General features: G+C 64.6%; 20 protein-coding genes. 12 read left to right on the top strand and 8 right to left on the bottom strand.

What is annotated here, in order from left to right:
* Positions 1-2 precede the first annotated feature (2 nt).
* Positions 3-3,251: a non-ribosomal peptide synthetase gene (locus tag ACLBYA_RS13795; RefSeq protein ID WP_447709983.1), complete on the bottom strand. Its 3,249-nt coding sequence runs from the start codon at positions 3,249-3,251 to the stop codon at positions 3-5.
* A gap of 815 nt (positions 3,252-4,066) precedes the next feature.
* Here ACLBYA_RS13795 and ACLBYA_RS13800 point away from each other — a divergent pair.
* The 3 genes from ACLBYA_RS13800 (at position 4,067) to ACLBYA_RS13810 (ending at position 7,894) form a co-directional block, all read left to right on the top strand.
* Positions 4,067-5,281 (top strand): hypothetical protein, encoded by a 1,215-nt coding sequence (locus ACLBYA_RS13800; protein ID WP_447709984.1) that lies wholly within the window; start codon positions 4,067-4,069, stop codon positions 5,279-5,281.
* Positions 5,282-5,995: 714 nt separating this feature from the next.
* The gene (locus tag ACLBYA_RS13805) at positions 5,996-6,694 is read left to right on the top strand and encodes a response regulator transcription factor (protein WP_447709985.1); all 699 of its coding nucleotides are present in this window, start codon (positions 5,996-5,998) and stop codon (positions 6,692-6,694) included.
* A 57-nt stretch (positions 6,695-6,751) separates the two neighbouring features.
* Positions 6,752-7,894: a glycosyltransferase gene (locus ACLBYA_RS13810; protein WP_447709986.1), complete on the top strand. Its 1,143-nt coding sequence runs from the start codon at positions 6,752-6,754 to the stop codon at positions 7,892-7,894.
* Positions 7,895-7,971: 77 nt separating this feature from the next.
* Here the strand turns inward: ACLBYA_RS13810 and ACLBYA_RS13815 are convergent, their stop codons facing one another.
* The gene (locus tag ACLBYA_RS13815; protein WP_447709987.1) at positions 7,972-8,832 is read right to left on the bottom strand and encodes a MaoC/PaaZ C-terminal domain-containing protein; all 861 of its coding nucleotides are present in this window, start codon (positions 8,830-8,832) and stop codon (positions 7,972-7,974) included.
* Between the two features lies 1 nt (position 8,833).
* Positions 8,834-10,516 (bottom strand): 3-oxosteroid 1-dehydrogenase, encoded by a 1,683-nt coding sequence (gene kstD, locus ACLBYA_RS13820; RefSeq protein ID WP_447709988.1) that lies wholly within the window; start codon positions 10,514-10,516, stop codon positions 8,834-8,836.
* Between the two features lie 95 nt (positions 10,517-10,611).
* On the opposite strand from kstD, the gene ACLBYA_RS13825 reads away from it, so the two are divergent.
* The 3 genes from ACLBYA_RS13825 (at position 10,612) to dmpG (ending at position 13,406) form a co-directional block, all read left to right on the top strand.
* The gene (locus ACLBYA_RS13825) at positions 10,612-11,397 is read left to right on the top strand and encodes a 2-keto-4-pentenoate hydratase (protein WP_447709989.1); all 786 of its coding nucleotides are present in this window, start codon (positions 10,612-10,614) and stop codon (positions 11,395-11,397) included.
* Positions 11,398-11,406: 9 nt separating this feature from the next.
* Positions 11,407-12,324 (top strand): acetaldehyde dehydrogenase (acetylating), encoded by a 918-nt coding sequence (locus ACLBYA_RS13830; protein WP_447709990.1) that lies wholly within the window; start codon positions 11,407-11,409, stop codon positions 12,322-12,324.
* A gap of 77 nt (positions 12,325-12,401) precedes the next feature.
* Entirely contained in the window at positions 12,402-13,406 is a 1,005-nt protein-coding gene (dmpG, locus tag ACLBYA_RS13835; RefSeq protein WP_447710159.1) for a 4-hydroxy-2-oxovalerate aldolase, read from the top strand.
* On the opposite strand, the gene ACLBYA_RS13840 is transcribed toward dmpG, so the two are convergent.
* Complete coding sequence (locus ACLBYA_RS13840; protein WP_447709991.1) at positions 13,378-14,211, bottom strand: alpha/beta fold hydrolase; 834 nt, start codon at positions 14,209-14,211, stop codon at positions 13,378-13,380. The two genes, dmpG and ACLBYA_RS13840, sit on opposite strands and share 29 nt — an antisense overlap.
* A 49-nt stretch (positions 14,212-14,260) precedes the next feature.
* Here ACLBYA_RS13840 and ACLBYA_RS13845 point away from each other — a divergent pair, with 49 nt between their 5' ends.
* Together ACLBYA_RS13845 and ACLBYA_RS13850 are read left to right on the top strand one after the other, a co-directional pair.
* Positions 14,261-16,339: a RecQ family ATP-dependent DNA helicase gene (locus ACLBYA_RS13845; protein WP_447709992.1), complete on the top strand. Its 2,079-nt coding sequence runs from the start codon at positions 14,261-14,263 to the stop codon at positions 16,337-16,339.
* A gap of 72 nt (positions 16,340-16,411) precedes the next feature.
* Positions 16,412-16,618 (top strand): DUF4287 domain-containing protein, encoded by a 207-nt coding sequence (locus ACLBYA_RS13850; RefSeq protein WP_447709993.1) that lies wholly within the window; start codon positions 16,412-16,414, stop codon positions 16,616-16,618.
* On the opposite strand, the gene ACLBYA_RS13855 is transcribed toward ACLBYA_RS13850, so the two are convergent.
* Positions 16,619-17,524, bottom strand: a complete 906-nt coding sequence (locus tag ACLBYA_RS13855) for an IclR family transcriptional regulator (RefSeq protein ID WP_447709994.1) — start codon at positions 17,522-17,524, stop codon at positions 16,619-16,621.
* 102 nt (positions 17,525-17,626) lie between these two features.
* Between ACLBYA_RS13855 and ACLBYA_RS13860 the strand changes: the two genes are divergently transcribed.
* The 3 genes from ACLBYA_RS13860 (at position 17,627) to ACLBYA_RS13870 (ending at position 20,764) form a co-directional block, all read left to right on the top strand.
* Positions 17,627-18,754, top strand: coding sequence for a hypothetical protein (locus ACLBYA_RS13860; protein WP_447710160.1), 1,128 nt, complete (start codon positions 17,627-17,629; stop codon positions 18,752-18,754).
* 29 nt (positions 18,755-18,783) lie between these two features.
* Complete coding sequence (locus ACLBYA_RS13865; protein WP_447709995.1) at positions 18,784-19,542, top strand: SDR family oxidoreductase; 759 nt, start codon at positions 18,784-18,786, stop codon at positions 19,540-19,542.
* 76 nt (positions 19,543-19,618) lie between these two features.
* Positions 19,619-20,764: a sulfotransferase family protein gene (locus tag ACLBYA_RS13870; RefSeq protein ID WP_447709996.1), complete on the top strand. Its 1,146-nt coding sequence runs from the start codon at positions 19,619-19,621 to the stop codon at positions 20,762-20,764.
* A 76-nt stretch (positions 20,765-20,840) separates the two neighbouring features.
* Here ACLBYA_RS13870 and ACLBYA_RS13875 read toward each other — a convergent pair whose 3' ends face one another.
* Both ACLBYA_RS13875 and ACLBYA_RS13880 read right to left on the bottom strand, forming a co-directional pair.
* On the bottom strand, positions 20,841-21,317 hold the full coding sequence (locus ACLBYA_RS13875) for a hypothetical protein (protein ID WP_447709997.1): 477 nt from the start codon (positions 21,315-21,317) through the stop codon (positions 20,841-20,843).
* Positions 21,317-22,489: a Rieske 2Fe-2S domain-containing protein gene (locus ACLBYA_RS13880; protein WP_447709998.1), complete on the bottom strand. Its 1,173-nt coding sequence runs from the start codon at positions 22,487-22,489 to the stop codon at positions 21,317-21,319. Before ACLBYA_RS13880 ends, ACLBYA_RS13875 begins: the two co-directional genes overlap by 1 nt.
* A gap of 110 nt (positions 22,490-22,599) precedes the next feature.
* Between ACLBYA_RS13880 and ACLBYA_RS13885 the strand changes: the two genes are divergently transcribed.
* The gene (locus ACLBYA_RS13885; protein ID WP_447709999.1) at positions 22,600-23,124 is read left to right on the top strand and encodes a gamma carbonic anhydrase family protein; all 525 of its coding nucleotides are present in this window, start codon (positions 22,600-22,602) and stop codon (positions 23,122-23,124) included.
* On the opposite strand, the gene ACLBYA_RS13890 is transcribed toward ACLBYA_RS13885, so the two are convergent.
* Entirely contained in the window at positions 23,121-23,732 is a 612-nt protein-coding gene (locus ACLBYA_RS13890) for a hypothetical protein (protein ID WP_447710000.1), read from the bottom strand. The two genes, ACLBYA_RS13885 and ACLBYA_RS13890, sit on opposite strands and share 4 nt — an antisense overlap.
* Positions 23,733-23,746: the final 14 nt, after the last annotated feature.

Consider the following 23,746-nt stretch of genomic DNA (forward strand, 5'->3'; position numbering starts at 1 on the left):
TGTCAGCGTCTTCCGGCTAGGTTGCGTCGGTGTGCAAGGGCTTCGCGTTGTTTTCGGGCGCGTGTCATGGTGGCCTCGCTGGTGGCGCTCTGTTTATGGCCGCTGAGGTGGTTGGCGAGGGTGCGCACGGTGGGGTACTGCAACAGCGCCACCACCGACAGGTCGGTCCGGAAATGGTGGGCGAGTTGGGTGTGTGCGCGCACCAGAAGCAGCGAATGCCCGCCGAGTTCGAAGAAGTGGTCGTCGAGGCCGACTTTGTCGATGCGGAGTACGGCTTTCCAGATGTCGGCGATGGTTTGTTCTGCGGGGTCGCGTGGTGCGGTGTAGGCGGTGGTGGTGTGGGTGCGTTGGCGGGTGGGGGTGGGTAGTGCTTTGCGGTCGAGTTTTCCGCTGGTGGTCAGCGGGAGTTGGTCGAGGTGGTGGAAGTGGGCGGGGACCATGTATTCGGGGAGGTGTTCGCGCAGTGTTTGGCGTAGGTCGGTGAGGAGGGTGGGTGCCGCGTTGGGGGCGACGAGGTAGGCGATGAGTTCTTTGTCGCCGGGGGTGTTTTCGTGGTCGATGACGGCGACTTGGTGGACGTCGGGGTGTGTGGCGATGGTGGTTTCGATTTCGCCGAGTTCGATGCGGAAGCCGCGGACCTTGACTTGTTGGTCCATGCGGCCGAGGTATTCGAGTTCGCCGCTTTCGAGGCGGCGGGCCAGGTCGCCGGTGCGGTACATGGGTGCGCCGTGGAAGGGGTCGGGTAGGAACCGTTCGGCGTTGAGGTCGGGGCGGTTGAGGTAGCCGGCGGCTACTCCGGCGCCGGCGATGCAGAGTTCGCCGGCCACGCCGGTGGGTATGGGTTCGCCGCGGGGGTCGAGTAGGTAGATCCGGATGTCGGGCAGGGGTGTGCCGATGATGCTGCCGAGGCCTGCGTCGAGGTGGGCTTGGGTGATGTGTTGGTGTGTGACGTAGAGGGTGGCCTCGGTGGGGCCGTACATGTTGATGATCTGTGGGGTGTGGTCGCCGTAGCGGTCGAACCAGGGTTGCAGGGATTGCAGGTGTAGGGCTTCGCCGCAGAGCAGGATGTATCGCAGGGCGAAGTGGGCTGGGTCTGCGGTGTGGTCGACGTCGATGAATGCTTGGAATCCGGTGGGGGTTTGGCTCATGACGGTGACGTGTTCGCGTTCGACCAGAGCGCGGAAGGCGGCTGGGTCGCGGCTGGTGTCCTGGGTGACGATGACCAGGCGGGCGCCGGTCAGCAGAGCGCCCCATAGTTCGGAGACCGAGATGTCGAACGAGTAGGAGTGCCAGAGGGTCCAGACGTCTTCGGAGTTGAAGCCGAAGTGTGGGATGGTGGCGGCGAACAGGCGCAGCACGTTGTGGTGGGTGACGCGTACGCCTTTGGGTTTTCCGGTGGATCCGGAGGTGTACATGACGTAGGCCAGGTCGGTGCTGGTGGCTTCGGCCGGTGGTGGGGTGGGTGTGGTGATCGGCGGTGGTGGTTGGTCTTGTAGTGGTTGGTCCAGGCATACGGTGTGCACGGGTAGCGGGTGCAGTTCGTCGACGAAGGCGTGTTGGGTCAGTACCACGTGCACGGCGGCGTCGGTGAGCATGAAGGCGATGCGGTCGGTGGGGTAGAGCGGGTCCATGGGTAGGTAGGCGGCACCGGCTTTGAGGATGGCCAGGATGGCGATGACGACGTCGGGGCCGCGGTGTAGGCGTAGTCCGACCACGTCTCCGGCGCCGATGCCCAGCGCGCGTAGGTGTGCGGCGACCGCTTCGGCGCGGGTATCGAGTTCGGCGTAGCTCAATTCCAATCGCCCGGAGGAGGTCTCGGCGCTGATAGCGATCGCCGCTGGGGTCGCGGTGGCTTGGCGGGCGAACCCGGCATGCAATGTCTCATCCCGGGTCGGGATCGTCGGAATCGGTTCCACACCCACCAACTCCACACGTTCGGTGCCGGTGAGCGGGTTCAGGTCGCTGATGTGGGTGCAGTGCGGATCAGCCAATCCGGTCAACAGGTTCATCAGATGACCGAGCATCCGCGTGATCACCACATCGGAGAAACGCTGCGTCGAATACTCCAGCCGGAACATCATCTCGCCACCACCGGCATCGCCCCACGCCCGCAATGCCAGCGGGAAGTTCGTCAGTCCGACGTAGCGAAACCGCCGGCCCGGACTCTGCAGAAGTGCGTCGAGGGTCTTGTGGTCATAGATCACGATGCTTTCGAACAGTTTGCCGCCACGAGCGACACCGCTGCAGGCGTGGACTGTTGCCAGCGGCGCGTACTCGAACGGCCGCACACCGAGTTGCTGGGCACGTAACGACTGCAACCAGGGCATGACCTCGGCGCCATCATCCACCTCTGCCCGCATCGGCAACGTATTGAAAAGTGGGCCGACGATTCGCTCGGCCCCATCCAATCCGTTGCGACCGACGCGGGTGGTGCCGAACACCACGTCGGACTCACCGCTGTACCGGTACAACAACACCGCCCACGCGGCTTGCACCATCGTGTTCACCGTCACGCCGGCCCGTTCGGCCGCGTTACGAATGGCCTCCGAACAAGACCACGAGAGGCGACGCTCGATCGCGTCGGACCTCACACTCACGCCACGCCGGTTCGGTGCATCGACCCCAAAAAGCGTCGGTGCTGCGAAGTCACCCAACCGTGATTGCCAGAATTGTTCTGCCGCAGTGGAATCCTGCGAGCCCAGCCATGTGACGTAGTCACGGAACGGGCGCACCGGTGGTAGCGAGAGGACCTCGCCATTGCGGGCAGCGTCATAGAACATGAGCCATTCACGCAGCGCGATGAACGAGCGTCCGTCGCCGATTGCATGATGAAAGGTATAGAGCGCCCGCGTCTTTTCGCCGGGGAACCGGGCAATGAACAGACGCATCATCGGCGCGAACGACAGGTCGAAGTCGCGGCGGCGATCGGCACGGACATACGCATCGAAACGCTGTTGCGCGACCTCCAGAGGAACGGCGGTCCAGTCGGCGATCAGGGTGGGCATCTCCGGTCGCGCCAACACTTCCTGCCGTGGCTCCCCAAGATCGCTCCATCGCAGTCGTGTACGCATCACCGGATAGCGCGCCATCACGTCAGACATGGCTTTTACGAACAACTCCTCATCGAGTTGCTCGTCCAGCTCGAAGGTGATCTGCTCGATGTCGACCCCGGAGCCGGGCGCGCTCATCGCATGGAACAGCATCCCCTGTTGCAGGGGGGTCAGCTCGTACGAATCAACGACGTCGACCATGGTCAACTACCCCGCTCAGCATGTGCTGCACACCCCGCCCCCCGATGTCGCATGGTGTCTTCGGTCGGTTCTTCCGGCCTGTCGAGATTCAGGGTACCGACTTCCAGCAAAGAGAAACAGGCTTCTGAGCCGCAGAGCCTTCGCGACGCTTGGCAAACGATTGTCGGTGCAATCGCGTGGGTTTGGGCATTTAGGAGAGGTTGCGGGACCGAAAAGCTCGTATCTGGCAAACTCTTCACCGGCGGCGGACGAATGGTCCTGGACTACCGCCCGCATCGATGTACCTAAGCGTTGTGGTCCGAATGATTCAGATCGGAACCAGTCCTGGGAGGGGCCCGTACCCTGTGCTGTGGGCCTGTCCCCATTGACGTCGACGTGCGATTTCAGCAACGGTGTGCAGATCGCCGGACAGTGCGCCCCCGTGGATCGGATGGCTGAGCAGTCTTGCATGAACCCGGTCCGCGTCGGCGCCGTTCTGATGCCGGCAAGTACATCGCCGTACACCGAGACGGTGGCGAAAAGACAACCTATAAAGGAGAACCAGCGGTTACTGAGGCATCTGCGCTCGTGGGTCCATACTCGAGCAGGTCTGCGCCGGAGCGGCCACGTGTGGTTCGTCCGGCCGAGATCGGCATTGCCTGCTGATCAGCCACAGGTGCCATTGACATGCGAAACAGCAAAGTCTTACCCTAAAACTTGGCAGCGCTTCGGATGGCGCTTATGGGCCCGGGGTGGGTGATGTTCAGATGACTTCGAATTTTTCGGCTCGCGCGCACAAGGAGTCTCCTTCGGTCGAGCAGATAGATGGGCCACCCATGACGGCGTTGCCGCGGCGGGACCACAACTACCATGAGAATGGTAGGGAAATCATTGCTGTGCTTGTGGTTTCGGGAGTCGTCGTCTCATCCTGGGCGCTGTTCCCATCCGCAATCGAGTCGACAACCTACGTCCCGTTGCCTGAGGTGTCGCTCCCCGGTGCGTTGTCGATCAACCAGGATGAACCCGGCCGCCAAGCCGGATTGCCTCCTATTGCTCTGTCTCGCAACAACGTCGATGTCGATGCCAATGTGATCTCGGTGGCGGGAAAGCCCCAGATCCGTTATGCCAGTGCGGTGATCGACGTGAGTGTGATACCGATTCGGTCAAAACTGGAAGCACTACTGAGAATTCTCCACGCTCAGATGGACGAGTTGGACGCGGCTGAGCTGGGGGCGAAGATCGAGGCGCTGCTGGAGCTGCCGGATTCGGTCCTCGTCCAATTACTTCAGCATCCTGACCTCGTCGGTTTGAACGTCGTGCTGGACTCGGTGTTCTACGGGACGTCCGGCGTGGGTGACATCAAGACTCAGCTGGACAAGGTTGACGTGGCGACTGTGCCGGGAGCCGGGGATCAGGTTCAGGTGGTCAAAGTGAGCGAGCACGTGGCGTTCACGGTACGTACGCCGACGGCCGATGAGGGTGTCACGACATCGATCGTGGCTGCGGAGTCGGTGCCGACAGCGGCAGAAGCGCTGATGACGGTTGCCGTTCGGTTCGATGAGCTGGCCGGCGTCATCGTGTCCACGTTCACGACGGCGGCCCCACCGCCGCCTGCACCTCTGCCTGCGCCGGCCCCGATGACAATGATGGCGCAGTTCGAGTTCGCCCCAGCCCCGATCGCGGCACCAGTCAGTGTGGACGTCGCTCCGCCGCCGCCGCAGCCGCCGGTCGAACATGTGCACGTGTCGACGACCTCGGCGGAGCCGGCCCAGCACACGTCCGAAGACGCGAAGATCGTAAGAGAACAGTTCGAGTCCGACGAGTCGGTACCGCAGCACAACGTGGGTAATTCATCCCCGTCCGGCTCCCCACGGGCGCCGGAGGCGCAATCGGCACATCCCTCGGACGATGATCCGCCGAACGGTGATGGTGGCGTCGCTGGTGGCGCATCGGAGGGCACGTCGGGCTCCGGAGGCTCTGGTGACGGCGATTCCGGTGCCGGAAATGGGTCCGACGGCTCGTCCGGCGGGGACAGCGGCGGGGGCGCTTAGCTCCCGGCTGTCCGCATTCGACTTGCAGACCAGGCGGGTCGGGTATGGGTGCCGCGCATCGATGGCCGGCACCCATACCCCCGCATGTCGCCGGTAACCACGCGGTATCGCGGCTCATGTCGTGGTGCCGCGTTCACGTGACCACGCGGCGTGCCGGCTGGTTCTGTCCGCCACGCAACCGTCAACTCGTCTCAATCCTTCGGTCGACAGGCCGTCTAAATCCTTCGGTCGACATGCCAGATCTTCGGACTCGATCCAGGATGCGTCGGATGAATGCTCGAAAATTCGCTAGAACTCAACGCTCGGTGACTGAAAAGGTTGCGGGCTACGATTGGCGTAAATTAATATTTTTGCCAACTTACGACTACGTACCCTGGTCTGGCGGATATGATCACAACGGATCAAGCGTCATCGCCCGAAGTGGGTTCTCTGGAAGGATCTGCTTCAGCGGAGGAGGGAAATTAGCCAAATCTGCCTACCCGCGTATTTTTTGCTCAGCAACGTCCGCTCCGGCGGGTCGGGTTGGGCGGGTGGGCACCTTGATCAACAGGTGCGAATCGATCCCGGGGGAGTGATGTGAAGGCTTATGGGTCAGTGGCGCGGTCATGGGAGCCCGCGTATGGCGGACCGGCCGGCCAGTCGGTACATGGCACAGGAGGGTCGATCTCGGGGGCGCCGAACGGGAGATCCTCGACGGCCGTTGCGGTAGCCATGATGGACGCCGAGGTTCCCATTTCTCGTGGCGACGTACGGGTTCTGATCGTCGACGACTGCATTCTTTACCGCGACAGCTTGGCCGACGCCCTGACCAGCAGCAATATCGAGGTTGTGGGGATCGCCTGGGACGCGACGACGGTGGTGGCAGCCATCCGCGCGGGTGCGGTCGACATTGCGCTGGTCAACATCGCAACTGCCGGCAGTGCGGCGCTGATCGGTGTGGCACTGGCAACGAATCCGAAGTTGCGGGTCGTCGTGCTGGGCGTTCCTGACGACGACGAGTCAGGTGTCATTGCGTGTGCGGAGGCCGGCGTCGCCGGCTACCACACGCGGACAGAATCGTTGGATGATCTGCTCGAGTTGGTCGGCAAGGTCGCTGCCGGCGAATCGGTTTGCTCACCGCGAGTCTCCGCGATACTGATGCGGAGATTGTCGGCGTTAGCTGCCCAGCAGGGGCCTGCACCGAAAGGTCTGGTCCTCACCGCTCGGGAGGATCAGATCCTGGGCATGCTCACCCAGGGGCTGTCCAATCGGGATATCGCAGCTCAGCTCTCGATCGCCGTACACACGGTCAAGAATCACGTCCACAGCCTGCTGACCAAGTTCGGCGTGAGTTCACGTGCGCAGGCGGTAGCCCTTGCTCATACCATGCGATACGACGTTGCCCTGGCAGAGAACCAGTCCGGATCGAGCTGAGATTCGAACCATTCGGTCTATGTACCGGCAACGTGACGGTGCCAGATAGTCGAAGGCGTGTATATCGCTCTGGCCACGATCTTTTCGAGACTGTGCCTGTGGCAGCGTCCGGCCGACGACCATCCGTCGCGCGATTGCCTGCACGTCAACGGTGCATGGCTGGCGGGCGAGCCGCGGCAGGAGTCGCGATATGCCGCCGAGATGGTCAAAGCCATCGCAGCCTTGAACAGCTGGGAAGTCATCGTTCACGTGCCGGCGGGTGTCACCGGAGCCTTGCCGACCTGGCTTTGCGGCCCGCACATCCAAGTTCGGTCGACGAGATTCGCCGGCAGGGTCTTCGAACAGATCTATCTGCCGTGGGTGACCGCCGGACAGCAGCTGTTGAACTTCGCCGGGACGGCGCCCCTGCTCAAGCGCAGACAACTGGTGACCATCCATGATGCCGCGCTGTTCCGGCGGCCCGCGGCGTTGCGGGGAAAGAAAGTTCGTCTCCGCTATCTTGCCCTGTGGTGGCTCGGCAGGGCGGCTGACGGGCTGGCCACGACAGCAATGTTCACCGCGCACGAACTATCCGATGTCCTACGTGTCGACGTCGACCGCTTCGTCGTGGCACAAGGTGCGGCGGACATGCTGACGGGGGTGAATCCGACGCCCCCGCCCGTGGCATGGACAGGGAAAGAGTTCCTGATCATCGGTTGGTCCGCGCAGCACACAAGTGTGCTTGCGATCGCTCGGGCGGTCACCGAATCCGGCCGCAGGGTGGTGGTCGTCGGCCTGCCCGAGAAGAGCTGCGAACGCGGCACCGTGGATGTGTTGTGCGACTGCGTCGCCGTACCGCGATCACTGACCGATGCCGAGTTGGCCTGGCTGTATAGGCATGCGCGGGCAGTGATCGTGCCATCGGACTATGAGACGCTTGGTCTGGCGACGCTGGAGGCGCAGGCGCTCGGTTGCCCTGTCGTGTGTTCGGATTCGGCTGCGCTGCCTGAGATCTGCCGCGACGGAGGGCTGTACTTCGACGTAGGTGACCCCGACCTGCTGATCGCACAACTAGACAGGCTCGACGCCGAACCTGGCCTCTGTGATGAGTTGCAACGCAAAGGACTTGCGAATTCGCAGCGCCATACCTGGAGGGAATCGGCGCTGAAGGTGACGCAGTGGTGTCGACGGCACCAATGTCGCGGGATTCTCGTCCGCTGAGAGCGCGTACGCCGCAGTCCCTGACCGCCCTTTTGCAACTGCACCGGATTCGGGCCGACGGGCGCGCGACGACTCGATCAGCGTGGGATCAGCTCGATACCGGAGAGCACCACGGTGTTGTCGCGGCTCGGTGCGGTCAGTGTCCCGATGAACTTGCCGTCCTGGCGCCAGATGTTTGCCTGCAGCGTCTCACCCGGGATGACGGTGCCGGCGAACCGCGCGCCATAGGTGTCGACCTGGGCGACGTCACCGTCGAGGAACTGATCGACGATCGCCTTGGCGCCGATGCCGTAGGTGCACAGTCCGTGCAGGATCGGCCGGTCGAAGCCGGCGGCCTTGGCGAAGCCCGGATCGGAGTGCAGCGGGTTGCGGTCACCGCAGAGCCGGTACAGCAGTGCCTGCTGGGGCAGGGTTGGCAGCGCGAGCTCGGCGTCGGGGGCCCGGTCGGGCAGTTCCACTGCGGTGGACGGCCCCCGCTCGCCGCCGAAGCCGCCCTCGCCGCGGGCGAAGATGGAGCGCTTGGTCGTCCACAGCACCGTGCCCGATTCGTCGGTCACGGTGGACTCGCTGACGATGACGGCGGCCTTGCCCTTGTCCCAGATCTCGGTGAACCGCTGCTTGGAGAAACCCTTGCCGATGGTGGGGATGGGGCCGGGCACGGTGACGCCCTCGCTGGCGTGCAGCACCTTGGACAGCTCGATGTCGATACCGGGGAACTGCACCGTCGGCGCCTCGGTCATGTGGAAGCTGACCGCGACATTGCCGAAGGTCGGCAGTACCTGCGGGGTGTTGTCGGTGAGGTAGCGCAGTTCGCGCTCGTCCATCGGATCCGCGCCGGCTCCCAGGCCCAGGTGATAAAGCTGGATATCGCTACTGGTCCAAGAGAACTCGATGGGCTCCAGGTCGGCGGCGAGCGCCTTCTCGACATCGATGGGCATGTCAGGCCTTTCCGGCAATATCGAGGGCCGCGAGGTATCCGAAGGTCATGGCGGGACCGATGGTGCCGCCCGGGCCGGGGTAGGTGTGACCCATCACCGGTGAGCTGACATTACCTGCGGCCCAGAGCCCCTCGATGACGGAGTCGTCGTCACGCAGCGCCCGACCGTGCACATCGGTACGGATACCGCCCTTGGTGCCCAGATCGCCGGGCACCATCTTGGCGGCGTAGAAAGGGCCGTTCTTGATCTCGCCCAGGTTCGGGTTCGGCTTGTTGGTGGGATCGCCGTAGTAGCGGTCGTACGCACTCTCGCCGCGGTGGAAGTCCTCGTCCACACCCGAGCGGGCGAAACCGTTGAACCGCTCGATGGTGACGTTCAACGCATCCGATGCCAGTCCGGTCTTCTCGGCGAGTTCGGACAGGCTCTCCGCCTTGACGACAACGCCGGTTTCCAGCCACTTCTTCGGGATACGTTGTCCGGGCTGCAATCCCGCGAAGATGTAGCGGTCGCGATACTGCTGGTCGAAGATCAGCCAGGCCGGCACGTTCTCACCGGGCCCGGAGCCCTGGCCGTATTCGCCGCCGTACATGTGATGGCACGCCTCGACGTACGGCATCGATTCGTTCATGAAGCGTTTGCCGTTGAGGTTGACGATGATCGACCCGGGCGAGTTGCGCTCGGACAGCGCGAACCACGGGGCATCGACCAGCGGGACCGTCGGCCCCCACCAGGAATCCTCCATGATCTCCAGTGCGGCGCCCAGCTTCTCGGCGGCCAGGATCCCGTCGCCGGTGTTGGCCGCCGCGCCCACGGTCCACTCAGTCGTGATCGGCTGACGCTGGTACTTGGTGCGCATCTCCTGGTTATGCTCGAAGCCGCCGGAGCCCAGGATGACGCCCTTGCGAGCCCGGATCAGTTGCGGCTCAGCGGATTCCGGAGAACCCGCGGTCCGCACGTAGATACCGCGCACCACACCGTCCTCGATGAACAGATCGGTCAGCGCGGTGTTCAGCAGCACCGGCACATTGGCCTTCTGCAGCCCGATGCGCAGCGGCGCGATGAGCGCGCGGCCCATGCCGACCAGATTTTTTCCGGTCGCGTTGGCCCACACCGAGCGCACGCCCACCTTGAGGCTGCGCAGCACACCGCGCGGATGCCGCTTGAGCTGATTGAGCCGGACATAGTCCTGCTGCAGCACCACCATGTTGAGCGGTACCTTTCCGTACGGCGGCTCCAGGCCCTTCTCGTCGGGGCCGAGCTTCTTGGCGTTGAACGGCTTGGGTTCCACCGACCGGCCGGTGGCCTTGCCACCGGGGGTCTCCGGGTAGTAATCGGAGTAGCCGGGCACCCAGCACAGCTTCAGCGGCGAGTTCTTCAACACGAAGGACAGCATCTCCGGACCGCGGTCCAGGTAGGTGTCGATCTTCTCGGCCGGCACGACGTCGCCGATGATCGCGTGCAGGTACTTGCGGGCCTCGGCGGCGCTGTCCTTGACGCCGTCGCGCTGGAGCACCTCATTGTTCGGAATCCACACGCCACCGCCCGATCGGGCCGTCGAACCGCCATAGTGTGCGGCCTTCTCAACGACTACTGTCGAGAGTCCCTGGTGAGCAGCGGTGAGGGCGGCAACCATGCCGGCGGCACCACTGCCGACCACGACGACGTCATACACCTGTCCAGTCATGTAGAACACGTTATAGAATTGCAGTGCCTTTCGACAACAGGCCCGTAACTGTGCCGGTCGAGGGCCTAATAGGATTATGAGGGGAATTCACCACGATGCTTAGTATCGAGGTCCGCGATGAGCTTGCGGCCGATCTGGCTCAGGCGGAGCGCAGCAAGGTGGCGACCACGCCGTTGACGGATCGGTATCCCGATATCGACGTGGTGGATGCCTACGAGATCCAGTTGATCAACATTCGGCAGCGGGTGGCCGAGGGCGCCCGGGTGGTGGGCCACAAGGTGGGGCTCTCCAGTGAGGCGATGCAGAAGATGATGGGCGTCGACGAGCCCGATTACGGGCATCTGTTGGCCGATATGCAGGTGTATGAGGACAAGCGGGTGGAGGCGGGGCGGTTCCTGTATCCGCGGGTGGAGGTCGAGGTGGGTTTCATCCTGGCCGACGACCTGCCGGGTGCGGGTTGCACCGAGGACGACGTGTTGGCGGCGACGGCGGCGTATGCGCCGTCGATCGAGTTGATCGATACCCGGATCACCGACTGGAAGATCAAGTTGTGCGACACGATCGCCGACAATGCGTCTTCGGCGGGTTGGGTGTTGGGGCCGGAACGGGTGTCGCCCAAGGATATTGATATCAAGAACATCAATGCGACCCTGAAGCGCAATGGTGAGGTGGTGGCCGAGGGTCGCAGTGATGCGGTGTTGGGTAACCCGGTGACCTCGGTGGCGTGGTTGGCGCGCAAGGTCGATCAGTTCGGGGTGCGTCTGCGGGCCGGGGACATTGTGTTGCCCGGTGCCTGCATGCGTGCGATAGATGCCACTCCGGGTGACGATTTCGTAGCTGAATTCGACGGGCTAGGTTCAGTCCGTCTCTCTTTCGAGTAGGAGCCCTTTATGGCCGAAAAACTATCGGTAGCCATTGTGGGGTCGGGCAATATCAGCACCGACCTGCTGTACAAGCTGCTGCGCTCGGAGTGGTTGGAGCCGCGGTGGATGATCGGTATCGATCCGGAGTCCGAGGGGTTGGCGCGAGCCCGCAAGCTGGGGTTGGAGACCTCCCATGAGGGGGTGGATTGGCTGCTGAATCAGTCCGAGAAGCCCGATGTGGTGTTCGAGGCGACGTCGGCGTATGTGCATCGTGATGCCGCCCCGCGGTACGCGGACGCCGGTATCACCGCCATCGATCTGACCCCGGCCGCGGTCGGGCCGGGGGTGATCCCGCCGGCGAATCTGCATGCGCATCTGGATGCGCCGAACGTGAACATGGTGACCTGCGGTGGGCAGGCGACCATTCCGATGGTTTATGCGGTCAGTCGTGTCGTGGATGTGCCGTATGCCGAGATCGTGGCGTCGGTGTCCTCGGCGTCGGCGGGTCCGGGCACGCGGGCCAATATCGACGAATTCACCAAGACCACCAGTGCCGGTGTGCGGGACATCGGTGGGGCTGCTCGGGGTAAGGCGATCATCATCCTGAATCCGGCCGAGCCGCCGATGATCATGCGCGACACCATCTTCTGTGCGATTCCCGAGGATGCCGATCACGCGGCGATCACCGCGTCGATCAAGGAGGTCGTCGCCGAGGTGCAGACCTATGTGCCCGGTTACCGGTTGCTCAATGAGCCGCAGTTCGATGAGCCGTCGGTGGTCAACGGCGGACAGCACGTGGTGACCACGTTCGTCGAGGTCGAGGGTGCCGGAGACTATCTGCCGCCGTACGCGGGGAATCTGGACATCATGACCGCGGCAGCGACGAAGGTCGGCGAGGAGATCGCCAAGGAACGCGTGGGTGCGGGAGCGGGAGCACAGGCATGAGCAGCAGCGAGCAGCGAAGCGGATCGCGCATCGGCGCCGTAGGCGAGATTTTCTTCAACCCGGTGTGGGACATCCGGATGACCGACACGTCGCTGCGCGACGGGTCCCACCACAAGCGTCATCAGTTCAGCAAGGACGAGGTGCAGTCCATCGTGGCCGCGCTGGACACCGCCGGTGTGCCGGTCATCGAGGTCACCCACGGTGACGGTCTGGGTGGCTCGTCGTTCAACTACGGCTTCTCCAAAACTCCTGAGCAGGAACTGATCAAGCTGGCGGCCGAGACCGCCAAGGAAGCCAAGATCGCCTTCCTGATGCTGCCCGGTGTGGGTACCAAGGAGGACATCAAGGAGGCGCAGAACAACGGCGGGGAGATCTGCCGCATCGCCACGCACTGCACCGAGGCTGATGTCTCCATTCAGCATTTCGGGCTGGCCCGTGAACTCGGGCTGGAGACCGTGGGCTTTTTGATGATGAGCCACACCATCTCGCCGGAGAAGCTGGCTGCCCAGGCCCGCATCATGGCTGACGCCGGTTGCCAGTGTGTGTATGTCGTCGACTCGGCCGGTGCGCTGGTGCTCGACCAGGTCTCCGATCGGGTCAGTGCCCTGGTGGCCGAACTCGGTGACGATGCGCAGGTGGGTTTCCACGGGCACGAGAACCTCGGGCTGGGTGTCGCGAACTCGATCGAGGCGGTCCGGGCCGGGGCCAAGCAGATCGACGGCTCGTGCCGGCGGTTCGGCGCCGGGGCCGGTAACGCGCCGGTGGAGGCGTTGATCGGGGTGTTCGACAAGATCGGTGTCAAGACCGGTATCGACTTCTTCGATATCGCCGACGCCGCCGAGGAGGTTGTCGCCCCGGCGATGCCGCAGGAGTGCCTGCTGGATCGCAACGCGCTGATCATGGGCTACTCGGGGGTGTACTCCAGCTTCCTCAAGCACGCCATCCGCCAGTCCGAACGCTACGGCGTGCCCGCGCATCAGCTGCTGCACCGGGCAGGGCAGCGCAAGCTGATCGGCGGCCAGGAGGATCAGTTGATCGACATCGCGCTGGAGATCAAGCGCGAGATGGAGAACGCCGGCTGATCCAGTCGGTCAGCAGTGTGTTGAACCGGTCGGGTTCCTCCCACATCGGGCAGTGCCCGCTGTCGGCGAAGACGTGCAGTTCGGCGTCGGTCAAGGCCTCCTTGAGCCAGTCCGCCGAGGCCAGCTTGACCACCTTCTCGTCCGCACCCCAGAGGAGAAGGTGGGGCACGTCGTTCCCCTGCAAGAAACCGCGGAAGTCGCGCAGCGTCTGGTCGGCCAGGATCACCGTGCCCGGGTTGGGTTCGATCTTGGTGATCTCTCCCACGAGCAGCGCGGCGTCCTCCTCGGGCACCGGGTCCTTGAACATCTCGGGGACGAACTCGGCGAAGAAGCCGGCGAAGTCCGACTGCATGGCGTCGACGTACTCGCTCAGCACATCCGGGTCGGCGATCCCGTGCGGCCAGTCGGGGCGGGTCAGATCGGCCGGCCCCTGGGAGACGACGGCCAGTCGGCTGCACCGGTCGGTGCTGAACTGGCGCAGGTGGTCCCACAAGACGAACGAGCCCATCGACCAGCCCACGCCCGTCACGTCCTGCAGGTCCAGGCCGACCATGAGGTCGTGCAGATCGCGGGCATACTGCGCGACGGTGTTGCCGGTGGCCGATGTCGGCGAATCACCGTGCGAGCGCAGGTCCACCGCGATGACTCGATGACTCTGCGACAGCGCATCGATGTTGTGGGCGAAGAACGCACTCGTCATGCAGACACCGTGGACCAGCAGCACGGCCGGGCCGCTGCCCCGGTCGACATAGGCCATCGATGCACCGTCGGGGAGGACGAAATCTTTTTTGTCGGGAAAGATCACCCCCTCACCTAACACTCTTGCTGTCAGACGCGCAGGGCATGCTGGGGTGATGGTGACCCGAGAAGACGCCCAGGCGATCCTCGAACAACTTGCCGGGCCGGAGGCAGCGCTGCGCGACGACCAGTGGACGGCCATCGAGGCGCTGGTGGTGGGCCGCAGGCGTGCCCTGGTGGTGCAGCGCACCGGTTGGGGAAAGTCGGCGGTGTATTTCATCGCGGCCAAGCTGCTGCGCGCGGCCGGGCGCGGGCCGACAGTCATCGTGTCCCCACTGCTGGCGCTGATGCGCAACCAGGTCGATGCCGCGCGTAGAGCCGGGGTACAGGCCGCCACCATCAACTCCAGCAATGTCACCGAGTGGCAGGATGTGCACCGGCGCGTCGAGGCCGGTGAGCTCGATGTGCTGTTGGTCAGCCCGGAACGGTTGAACAATCCCGACTTTCGTGATCAGGTGCTGCCCGCACTGGCCGCCGACGCCGGTCTGGTGGTGGTCGACGAGGCGCACTGTGTATCGGACTGGGGCCACGATTTCCGGCCCGACTACCGGCGCATCCGCACACTGGTCGCCGAACTCGGCGCCGACATCCCGGTGCTGGCCACCACGGCGACCGCGAACGACCGGGTGGTCGAGGATGTCGCGGCGCAGTTGGGCGTCGGTGGTGCTGCCGATGATGCCTTGGTGCTGCGCGGCGGGTTGGATCGGGAGTCGCTGCGGCTGTCGGTGGTGCAGGCCGGCGGTCCGGCGCAACGCGCGGCATGGCTGGGAGCGCAGCTGGATTCACTGCCCGGCTCGGGCATCGTGTACACCCTGACGGTCGCTCAGGCCCACGATATCGCCACCCTGCTGCGCGACCAGGGGCATACCGTCGCCGCGTACACCGGGGGCACCGAGACCGCCGAACGTGAACAGTTGGAAGCCGATCTGCTGGGCAACAAGGTCAAGGCGTTGATCGCGACCTCGGCCCTGGGCATGGGTTTCGACAAGCCCGACCTCGGGTTCGTCGTGCACCTGGGTGCCCCATCCTCGCCCATCGCCTATTACCAGCAGGTCGGCCGAGCCGGCCGCGCGACCGCCAGCGCCGAGGTGATCCTGCTGCCGGGCCGTGAGGACGCCGACGTCTGGCGGTACTTCGCTTCGGTGGCGTTTCCGTCGGAACCCATGGTGCGCAACGTGATCAATGCACTCGAGTCCGAGCGGCCGCTGTCCACGGCGGCGCTGGAACCGCTGGTCGATCTCAATCGCTCACGGCTGGAGATGGTGCTCAAGGTGCTCGATGTCGACGGTGCCGTCCGCCGGGTGAAGGGCGGCTGGATCGCCACCGGAGTGCCATGGGAGTACGACGAACCCCGCTATCGGCGGCTGGATGAGGCGCGCAAGCGTGAGCAGCAGGCGATGCTCGACTATCAGAGCACCACCGAATGCCGAATGACGTTCCTGCGCAAGCAACTCGACGATCCCGAACTGGGTCTGCAGCCGTGCGGCCGGTGTGACAACTGCACCGGCCCGCAGTACACGGCGGAGGTGGACGCCGGCGCGGCCGAGGCGACCCGTGAACAGCTCATGCGACCGGGGGTGGAGATCGCACCGCGTAAGCAGTGGCCGACCGGCATGGCGCGCATCGGTGTCGACCTGTCGGGACGTATCGGGGACGGGCCATCGCCGGGCCGGGTGATCGGGCGGCTGACCGACCTGGGGTGGGGTGCGCGGTTGCGCGGCCTGCTCGACGAGCCCGATGGTGAGGTGCCCGCCGAGGTGGTGAACGCCGCCGTCGCGGTGCTCAAGGCTTGGGATTGGCAGCACCGGCCGACGGCGGTATTGGCTCTGGATTCCCAGCGGCACCCGCTGCTGATCGGAAGTATGGCCGCCCGGCTGGCCGAGGTCGGCCGGCTCAAAGATCTTGGAGTGCTGCAGTATTCACCACAGCACCGGCCGGTTGTCGCCGCGAACTCGGCGTACCGGGTGGCCGCCCTGCGTGATGCCTGGGAGGCGCCGGCCGGTGTCGCGGGCGAGACGGTGCTGCTGGTCGACGATATGACCGATACCGGGTGGACCATGACGATGGCGGCATTGACCATCCGTGAGGCAGGTGCCGCGGATGTCTTGCCGTTCGCGTTGGCCGCCGTCAGCTGAGTCCCGAGCGATGAGTTTGCGCCGTGGGCCGAGTCGGTATCGGGGACAACACCTGGTTGAAGGAGCATGAGGATGGCCGACGCAGTGACCGGACCCGGCAGTTACTTTCCCTCGATCGAGAAGAAGTACGGTCGGCCGATCGCGGAGTGGCAGCAACTCATCCGTTCGTCGCCGCTGACCAAACACATGGAACTGGTCGGCATGCTCAAGGCCGAACACGGTATGGGCCACGGCCACGCCAACGCGCTGGTCGCCTACACCTTGGCCGAGGACAAGTAATCACCACGGCTTGGTGCCGCCCAGTTGTGTGGTGAGTGCGTCCGCGGTCAGCAGTAACCCGCCGGCGCGCTCGGTGATCTCGGTATCGGTCAGCGCCGCGCCGATCTGCAGGGACACGACCATCACCTGGCGCCGGTGGTGATCAAAAACCGGTGCGGCGATGACGTTGACATCGTGGCGTTCCAGCCCGTCGGGCTCACCACGCAGGTAGACCCGTTCGCCGATATCGGACACCAATTCGCCCAGCAGGGCCCGTAACTCGTCCGGCAGGGTATTCGACATGCCGGCCATCAGCGCGTACAGCCTGCGACCGCCCGGGGTGAGGCGCTCGACGAGATAGCCCGACGCTCGGCATTCGGTGATGACCCGCTCCAGCCGGTCGGTGTCGGTGCGCAACGGGATGGTCGCCTCCTTGGCCAGCCAGTCCCGTACGGCGCCCTCGTCCCACAGCACGAACATCAGGCCGACCGGTGGGGCGAACGGATAGCTCTGCCCGACCCGGACCGTCGCGGGGGTGCCCGGTGGCGCCACGAGTTCCAGCAGGGTGATGCGGTCGTCGACCACGCCGGATAACGCGGCGGTGGTACCGAACCGGTCGGACAGCCTGCGCAGTTCGTCGCGGGCCGCGGGGCTCACACGCAACGACTCCTGGGCAGTGTGTCCCAGCGTGATCAGCTCGGGGCCCAGTCGGTAGGTCTTGTCGCGGCCGTCGCCGGTGTCGCGCACCAGATAGCCGGCCTCGGTCAGGGTCGTCAGGATCCCCAGACAGGTGGGCTTGCTCAGGCCGACGCGGCGAGCCAGTTCGGACAGTCCGAATCGGTCGTGTGGGTGCCGGGCGAGGAAGTTCAGCACGGCGACGACGCGGACGGTGGGTGGTGAGGCGCGCACCGTCGACTCCGCTGACATCAGACGCCTCCCGCACGTTGACTCGAATTAGAACGCGTTCTAGTCTCAGGTCGGAAACTCTACCACCACGGTCCAATAATGGAACGAAAGGCAGCAGTCCGGATGTATGCACAACCGTTGGTCGACGCCATCGCCGAGGCCGAGCGCCTGGTCGCCGAGGCCCCCTTCATCGAATCGGAGGCCGACCTGCTCGAAGGCCTCCAGTACCTGGCCGGCTGCATCGCGGCCTGCACCCACGTGGCGTTCGACTACGACCGCGACCACCCCTTCCTGCACAGCGGCACCGGTCCCTTCACCAAGATGGGTCTGGACAATCCGGACACCATGTACTTCGGCACCCGGGTGCAACCGGGTCACGAATACGTCGTCACCGGCCGCCGGGGGACCACCACCGATGTCAGCTTCCAGCTGCTCGGCGGCGAGTACACCGATGAGGTGGTGCCCGACAGCGAGACCGCGTTCGACGATCGCAAGCTCGATATCGCCGCCGATGGCACCTTCGAATGGCGGTTCACCCCGGCCGAGCCGTCCCAGCTGGTGATCCGGGAGGTCTACAACGACTGGTCGGCACAGCGCGGGTCCTTCGCCATCGCCCGTACCGACACGGCCGGTACCGCACCGGACCCGCTGAGCATGGCGCTCATCGAGAAGCGGTTCTCGGTGGCCGGTAAGCAACTCGTACAGCGGGTGAAGACCTGGCTGCAGTTCCCGAAGTGGTTCTACGACAACCTGCCGGTCAACACACTGACCGCGCCGCGGCTCACTCCGGGTGGACTGGCCACCCAGTATTCCTCGGTGGGGCATTACGACATCACGCCGGATCAGGCGATCATCATCACGCTGCCGGTCTCTGATGCTCCCTACCTGGGCTTCCAGCTCGGCAGCCTGTGGTACATCTCGCTGGACTACATCAATCACCAGACTTCGCTGAACGGTACTCAGGCACAGGCGGATCCGGACGGCAAGATCCGCATCGTGGTCGCCGACCAGAATCCCGGCGTGACGAACTGGTGCGAGACACTCGGTCACGGCCGCGGATATCTGCAGTTCCGCTGGCAACGGGTGTCCCGGCAGCTCACCGAGGCCGACGGGCCGACCATGGAGCTGGTCGATATCGGCAAGGTGGTCGATGTGCTGCCCTACTACGAGTCGAACAAGATCTCCGATGACGAGTGGCGGGCGCGGATCGCGCTGCGTCAGAAGCAGATCGGCGAAAGGATGGTGGGCTAGCAGTGTCCGGAGGACTTCTAGAAGATCGCGTGGTCGTCATCAGCGGTGTCGGACCGGCGTTGGGTACCACGCTGGCGCGTCGCTGTGCCGAAGCCGGCGCCGATGTGGTGCTGGCCGCCCGTACCGTGGAACGTCTCGAGGACGTCGCAGGCCAGGTGAGTGCACTCGGCCGTAGGGCGCTGGCGGTCGGTACCGATATCACCGACGACGCCCAGGTCGCCAACCTGGTCGAGGTGTCGCTGGCCGAGTTCGGCAAGGTCGATGTGTTGATCAACAACGCATTTCGGGTGCCGTCGATGAAGCCGTTCGCCAAGACCAGCTTCGATCACATCCGCGAGACGGTCGAGTTGACGGTGCTCGGTGCGCTGCGGCTGGTCCAGGGATTCACACCCGCGCTGACCGAATCCAAGGGTTCGGTGGTGAATGTGAACTCCATGGTGGTGCGGCATTCGGACCCCAAGCAGGGGGCCTACAAGTTGGCGAAGTCCGCCCTGCTGGCGATGTCCCAGTCGCTGGCCAGTGAGCTCGGCGGGTCCGGTATCCGGGTGAATTCGGTGTTGCCGGGCTATATCTGGGGCGGCACCCTGCAGGGCTACTTCGAACACCAGGCCGGCAAGTACGGCACCACCGTCGACGAGATCTACAAGGCCGCCGCCATAAACAGTGATCTGAAGCGGCTGCCGACCGAGGACGAGGTGGCCTCGGCGATCCTGTTCATGGCCAGCGATCTGTCCAGCGGTATCACCGGGCAGACGTTGGACGTCAACTGCGGGGAGTACAAGTTCTGATGAGTCAGCGAAGCCGAGCGCGAGTGAGGATCGCAGCGAGGGACGAGCAAGGACCGGAGCGAGTGGGAGGCGAGCCATGAGCCAGCGTACTGATGTCGGCACCGTCGAAGACCTGCATGCCTCCGCCGTGAAGGCCTGCGGGCTCGATGATTTCGGCGATGACAGCGACAACTACAAGGAGGCGCTGGCCGTCCTGCTGGACGCCTATCGGCGTGACGCCGACCTGACCGAGTTCGGCAGCAAGATGCAGCGTTTCTTCGTGCGCAACGCTCTGGTGGCCCGTCTGGTCTCGGAGGCGGCGTTCAAGCAGTATCCGCTGCATGCGGATGTGCCGATCGAGCGGCCCATCTTCGTCACCGGGCTGCCCCGCACCGGCACCACCGTCATCCACCGGTTGCTCACCGCCGATCCACGCCACCAGGGCCTGGAACTGTGGCTGGCCGAGTTCCCGCAGCCACGCCCGCCGCGCGAAACCTGGTCACAGAACCCCACCTTCGCCCAACTCGATGCACAGTTCACCAAGGCGCACGAGGAGAATCCGGACTACACCGGTCTGCACTACATGACCGCCGACGAGGTCGAGGAGTGCTGGCAGCTGCTGCGGCAGTCGCTGCACTCGGTGTCCTATGAGACGCTGGCGCACATCCCCACCTACTCGCGGTGGTTGGCCCAGCAGGACTGGACGAAGTCTTATCAGCGGCACCGAAAGAATCTGCAGTTGATCGGTCTGAACGAACCCGAGAAGCGTTGGGTCCTCAAGAATCCGAGCCACCTGTTCGCGCTGGACGCAATGTTCGCCACCTACCCCGACGCGCTCGTCGTGCAGTGCCACCGGCCGGCCGAGACCATCATGGCGTCGATGTGCTCACTGGCTCAGCACACCACCGAGGGATGGTCGAACAGCTTCTTCGGCAAGGTGATCGGCGAGGATTCCCTGGAGACCTGGTCGCGGGGCCTGGAGCTGTTCGATGCCGAACGGGCCAAACACGATCCGGCCCAGTTCTGTGATGTCGACTATTTCGAGTTCGTCAAGGATCCGGTCGGCGCGGTGGAGGGGATCTACGACAGGTTCGGCATCGAGTTCACCGATACGGCGCGTCATGCCATCACCGAGAGTCACGAGGAGAGCAAGAAGGGCCCGCGGGCGCCCAAGCACACCTACTCGCTGAGCGACTACGGTCTGACCGAGGACCAGGTGAAGGACCGCTTCGGGAGGCTCTAGTTCCCCGGCGAGCAGACGCAAACTCCCGCTTTTCTGCACAGATAGCGGGAGTTTGCGTCTGTTCGCGGGAAGAAAGTCAGCCGTCGCCGGGGGAGGGGGAGCTGGAGAACTCCTCCAGGCACCCTTCGGCGATGGCGTGCTTGATGCTGTCGGTGAGCCGGTGGCAGGAGCGGGCCCGGGCCGGATCGCCTCCGGAGGAACGGATCTCGTCGAACACCGCACACCGCTTGGCCGCCACGCTGTTCCACTGGACCGACGTGTGCTCGGCGCCCAGCTTCTTGACCTGCACGGTGGCATGACAGAACCGGCAGTCGACTGAGGCCAGCCCGGATGTCAAGTACCGCTGTTTGTCCCGCTCGGTGGCCTCGTGCACTGCCGCCGCGCGCTGCGGGTCCGATGCGAAATCCGGTGCCTTGGACCAGTTTCCGGTACTCGGGCGAGGCTCAGGATGGTCGTGATCGTCCTCGTCGTCGTGGCCACCGTGCAACAGCAGCATCGAGCGGGCCAGATCGTCGACATCTGGCGATTCGGTCCGCTCGTCGTGCGTGGTCATCAGCTCGGCTGTGCTGCTTCTTCGGCGGCTGCCTGCTCGGCCTGCTGGACCTTGAGATTCTCCTCGACCTCGACGTGCCACTTCTCGTTGGCGATGGTGGTGTCCACCTCCATCTCGAAACGGTCCGTCATATCGGCGGTCACATCGGCGACGTCGACGTAGAACTGCTGATACCAGCGGCGCATCTGATAGACGGCACCGTCCTCCTCGACCAGCAGCGGATTGTCGATGCGGGTCTTGTGCTTCCAGATCTCGACGTCCTGCAGGAAACCCTTGGACACACCCTCGGTGAAGACGCGGGCCAACTTGTCGGTGGTCTTCTCGTCGAGGCCCTTGGGCTTCTCGACGATGACGCCCCACTGCAGCACGAACGAGTTCTGGCTGACCGGGTAGTGGCAGTTGATCAGGATCGACTCGGCCTTGAAACCGCCGTAGTTGTTGTGCAGCCAGTTGATCATGAAGGACGGGCCGAAGTAGGACGCCTCGGAATCCAGGTGCGCCTCACCGTAGGTGGTGCCCAGGTCGTTGACGTCGGGGCGACCCACATTGTGCAGGTACTGGCTGGCGATGTGGCCCTCGAAGACGTTCTTGAAGTACGTCGGCAGCCCGTAGTGGATATAGAAGAAGTGCGCCATGTCGGTGACGTTGTCGATGATCTCGCGGCAGTTGCTGCCCTCGATGAGCATCGTGTTCCAGCGCCACTCGGTCCACTCGTCGTCGGCCGCCTCGGGGATCTCCGGGATCCGGACCTCGGGTGAGGGCGGGTTACCCTCGGCGTCGTGCCAGACGAACAGCAGGCCGCCGCGCACATCGGTCTCCCAGGAGCGGGTGCGGGCGAGTCGTGGGGTGCGCTTGGCGTACGGGACGAGCTTGCACTTGCCGTCCCCGCCCCAGCGCCAGTCGTGGAACGGGCAGGCCACGGTGTCGCCCTTGATGGTGCCCTGCGACAGGTTGCCGCCCATGTGCCGGCAGTACCCGTCCAGGACCTTGAGGTTGCCCTCGGAATCGGCGAAGACCACCAGCATGGTGCCGAAGATCTCGACGCCGTGCGGCTTGCCGTCGAGGTAATCCTTGACCGGTCCCAGGCAGTGCCAACCGCGCGCATAGCGGTCGGGCAGGTCGCCGGTGTCGATTTCCCTGACACCAACAGTGCCGGTGGCTTCAGTACTCACGGTGGGCCTCCCGTATCTGGTCTCTCTAACTAGAACACGTTACAGTTTTAACCGGTCGTTCCGCAACGTAATCGCCGCTACCTGCAGGGACCGCACGGTATATGTAGACGATGCCGCTTTACTCACTCGATGGTCGGGTACCCAGAATCGACCCGGAAGCCTTCGTGGCGCCGACGGCGGCGCTGATCGGCGATGTGACCGTCGAGGCCGGTGCCTCGGTCTGGTTCAACGCGGTCCTACGTGGGGACTATGCGCCGATCATCCTCCGGGCCGGCGCCAATGTGCAGGACTGTTCGGTGCTACACGCCCCGCCCGGCATCCCGGTGGATATCGGACCGGGAGCGACGGTGGCGCACGGGTGTGTGGTGCACGGGGCCCATATCGGGGCGAACGCGGTGATCGCCAACCACGCCACGGTGCTCGACGGTGTGGTCATCGGTGCGCGCAGCCTGGTGGCGGCGCACGCGCTGGTCATCGGCGGCACCCGGATACCCGATGACGTGCTGGTCGCCGGTGCGCCTGCCGAGATCCGCGGTCCGGTGGCCGGAACCGGTGCGGAGAACTGGGTGAAGACCAGTGCCGGGATCTATCAGGAGTTGGCGCAGCGGTACCGGGACGGCATGGCCGAGATCTAGCTGTTTTCGGACAAGCCCACCCGCAGCGCGATCTGCTGCATCTTGCCGACGTTGGTGACGAATCCGTCGGTGGTCGCATCGCCGCCGGCGCTCTGGAACTCCAGACGCACCAGCGCGGGTCCCTCGGTGAACATCAGCACGGTGACGTCCTTGGCCTGGTCGGGGTCGGTACCGCGCACCATGACGCTGTTGGTGCCGACGCCCGCGGGAGTGGGAGTGCCGCCGACCACTCGGGTGTTCAGGGTGCCCGACGCATCCTTGAGCGCGGTGGCCGCGGTGTCCGGGTTGGCATAGACCAGGATCGTGCTGCTGATCGCCCGGGTGTCCTGCGCATTGACGAAGAAGGCGCTGGCACCGGGCAGTCCGCCCGGCGAGCTCTCCAGATGCCGTTCGGTGAAGGTGTCCTCGGCATCGCTGATATCGGCCGCGGTCAGCAGCAGTCGGGTGTAGTCGGTCGCCTGCGAGGTGGTGGTCGGTGCCGCACTGGTGGTGGTGAAGGCCGGCAGCGTCGGCGCGGCGCTGCTCGGGGCGCCGGGCTCGGCCGGAGTGCAGGCGGTGAGGCCGACGGCAAGCAGTGCGGCGGCAGCCAAATGTGATCGGGACAACATCGATTCAGCGGGGT

This window comes from Mycobacterium sp. C31M, from assembly GCF_053345865.1.

What these genes read in the sequence shown, in the direction of transcription:
- ACLBYA_RS13795 (WP_447709983.1), bottom strand. Translation starts at nt 3,251, where the DNA reads ATGGTCGACGTCGTTGATTCGTACGAGCTGACCCCCCTGCAACAGGGG.
- ACLBYA_RS13800 (WP_447709984.1), top strand. Translation starts at nt 4,067, where the DNA reads ATGACGGCGTTGCCGCGGCGGGACCACAACTACCATGAGAATGGTAGG.
- ACLBYA_RS13805 (WP_447709985.1), top strand. Translation starts at nt 5,996, where the DNA reads ATGGACGCCGAGGTTCCCATTTCTCGTGGCGACGTACGGGTTCTGATC.
- ACLBYA_RS13815 (WP_447709987.1), bottom strand. Translation starts at nt 8,832, where the DNA reads ATGCCCATCGATGTCGAGAAGGCGCTCGCCGCCGACCTGGAGCCCATC.
- kstD (WP_447709988.1), bottom strand. Translation starts at nt 10,516, where the DNA reads ATGACTGGACAGGTGTATGACGTCGTCGTGGTCGGCAGTGGTGCCGCC.
- ACLBYA_RS13825 (WP_447709989.1), top strand. Translation starts at nt 10,612, where the DNA reads ATGCTTAGTATCGAGGTCCGCGATGAGCTTGCGGCCGATCTGGCTCAG.
- ACLBYA_RS13830 (WP_447709990.1), top strand. Translation starts at nt 11,407, where the DNA reads ATGGCCGAAAAACTATCGGTAGCCATTGTGGGGTCGGGCAATATCAGC.
- dmpG (WP_447710159.1), top strand. Translation starts at nt 12,402, where the DNA reads ATGACCGACACGTCGCTGCGCGACGGGTCCCACCACAAGCGTCATCAG.
- ACLBYA_RS13845 (WP_447709992.1), top strand. Translation starts at nt 14,261, where the DNA reads ATGGTGACCCGAGAAGACGCCCAGGCGATCCTCGAACAACTTGCCGGG.
- ACLBYA_RS13850 (WP_447709993.1), top strand. Translation starts at nt 16,412, where the DNA reads ATGGCCGACGCAGTGACCGGACCCGGCAGTTACTTTCCCTCGATCGAG.
- ACLBYA_RS13855 (WP_447709994.1), bottom strand. Translation starts at nt 17,524, where the DNA reads ATGTCAGCGGAGTCGACGGTGCGCGCCTCACCACCCACCGTCCGCGTC.
- ACLBYA_RS13860 (WP_447710160.1), top strand. Translation starts at nt 17,627, where the DNA reads ATGTATGCACAACCGTTGGTCGACGCCATCGCCGAGGCCGAGCGCCTG.
- ACLBYA_RS13870 (WP_447709996.1), top strand. Translation starts at nt 19,619, where the DNA reads ATGAGCCAGCGTACTGATGTCGGCACCGTCGAAGACCTGCATGCCTCC.
- ACLBYA_RS13875 (WP_447709997.1), bottom strand. Translation starts at nt 21,317, where the DNA reads ATGACCACGCACGACGAGCGGACCGAATCGCCAGATGTCGACGATCTG.
- ACLBYA_RS13885 (WP_447709999.1), top strand. Translation starts at nt 22,600, where the DNA reads ATGCCGCTTTACTCACTCGATGGTCGGGTACCCAGAATCGACCCGGAA.
- ACLBYA_RS13890 (WP_447710000.1), bottom strand. Translation starts at nt 23,732, where the DNA reads ATGTTGTCCCGATCACATTTGGCTGCCGCCGCACTGCTTGCCGTCGGC.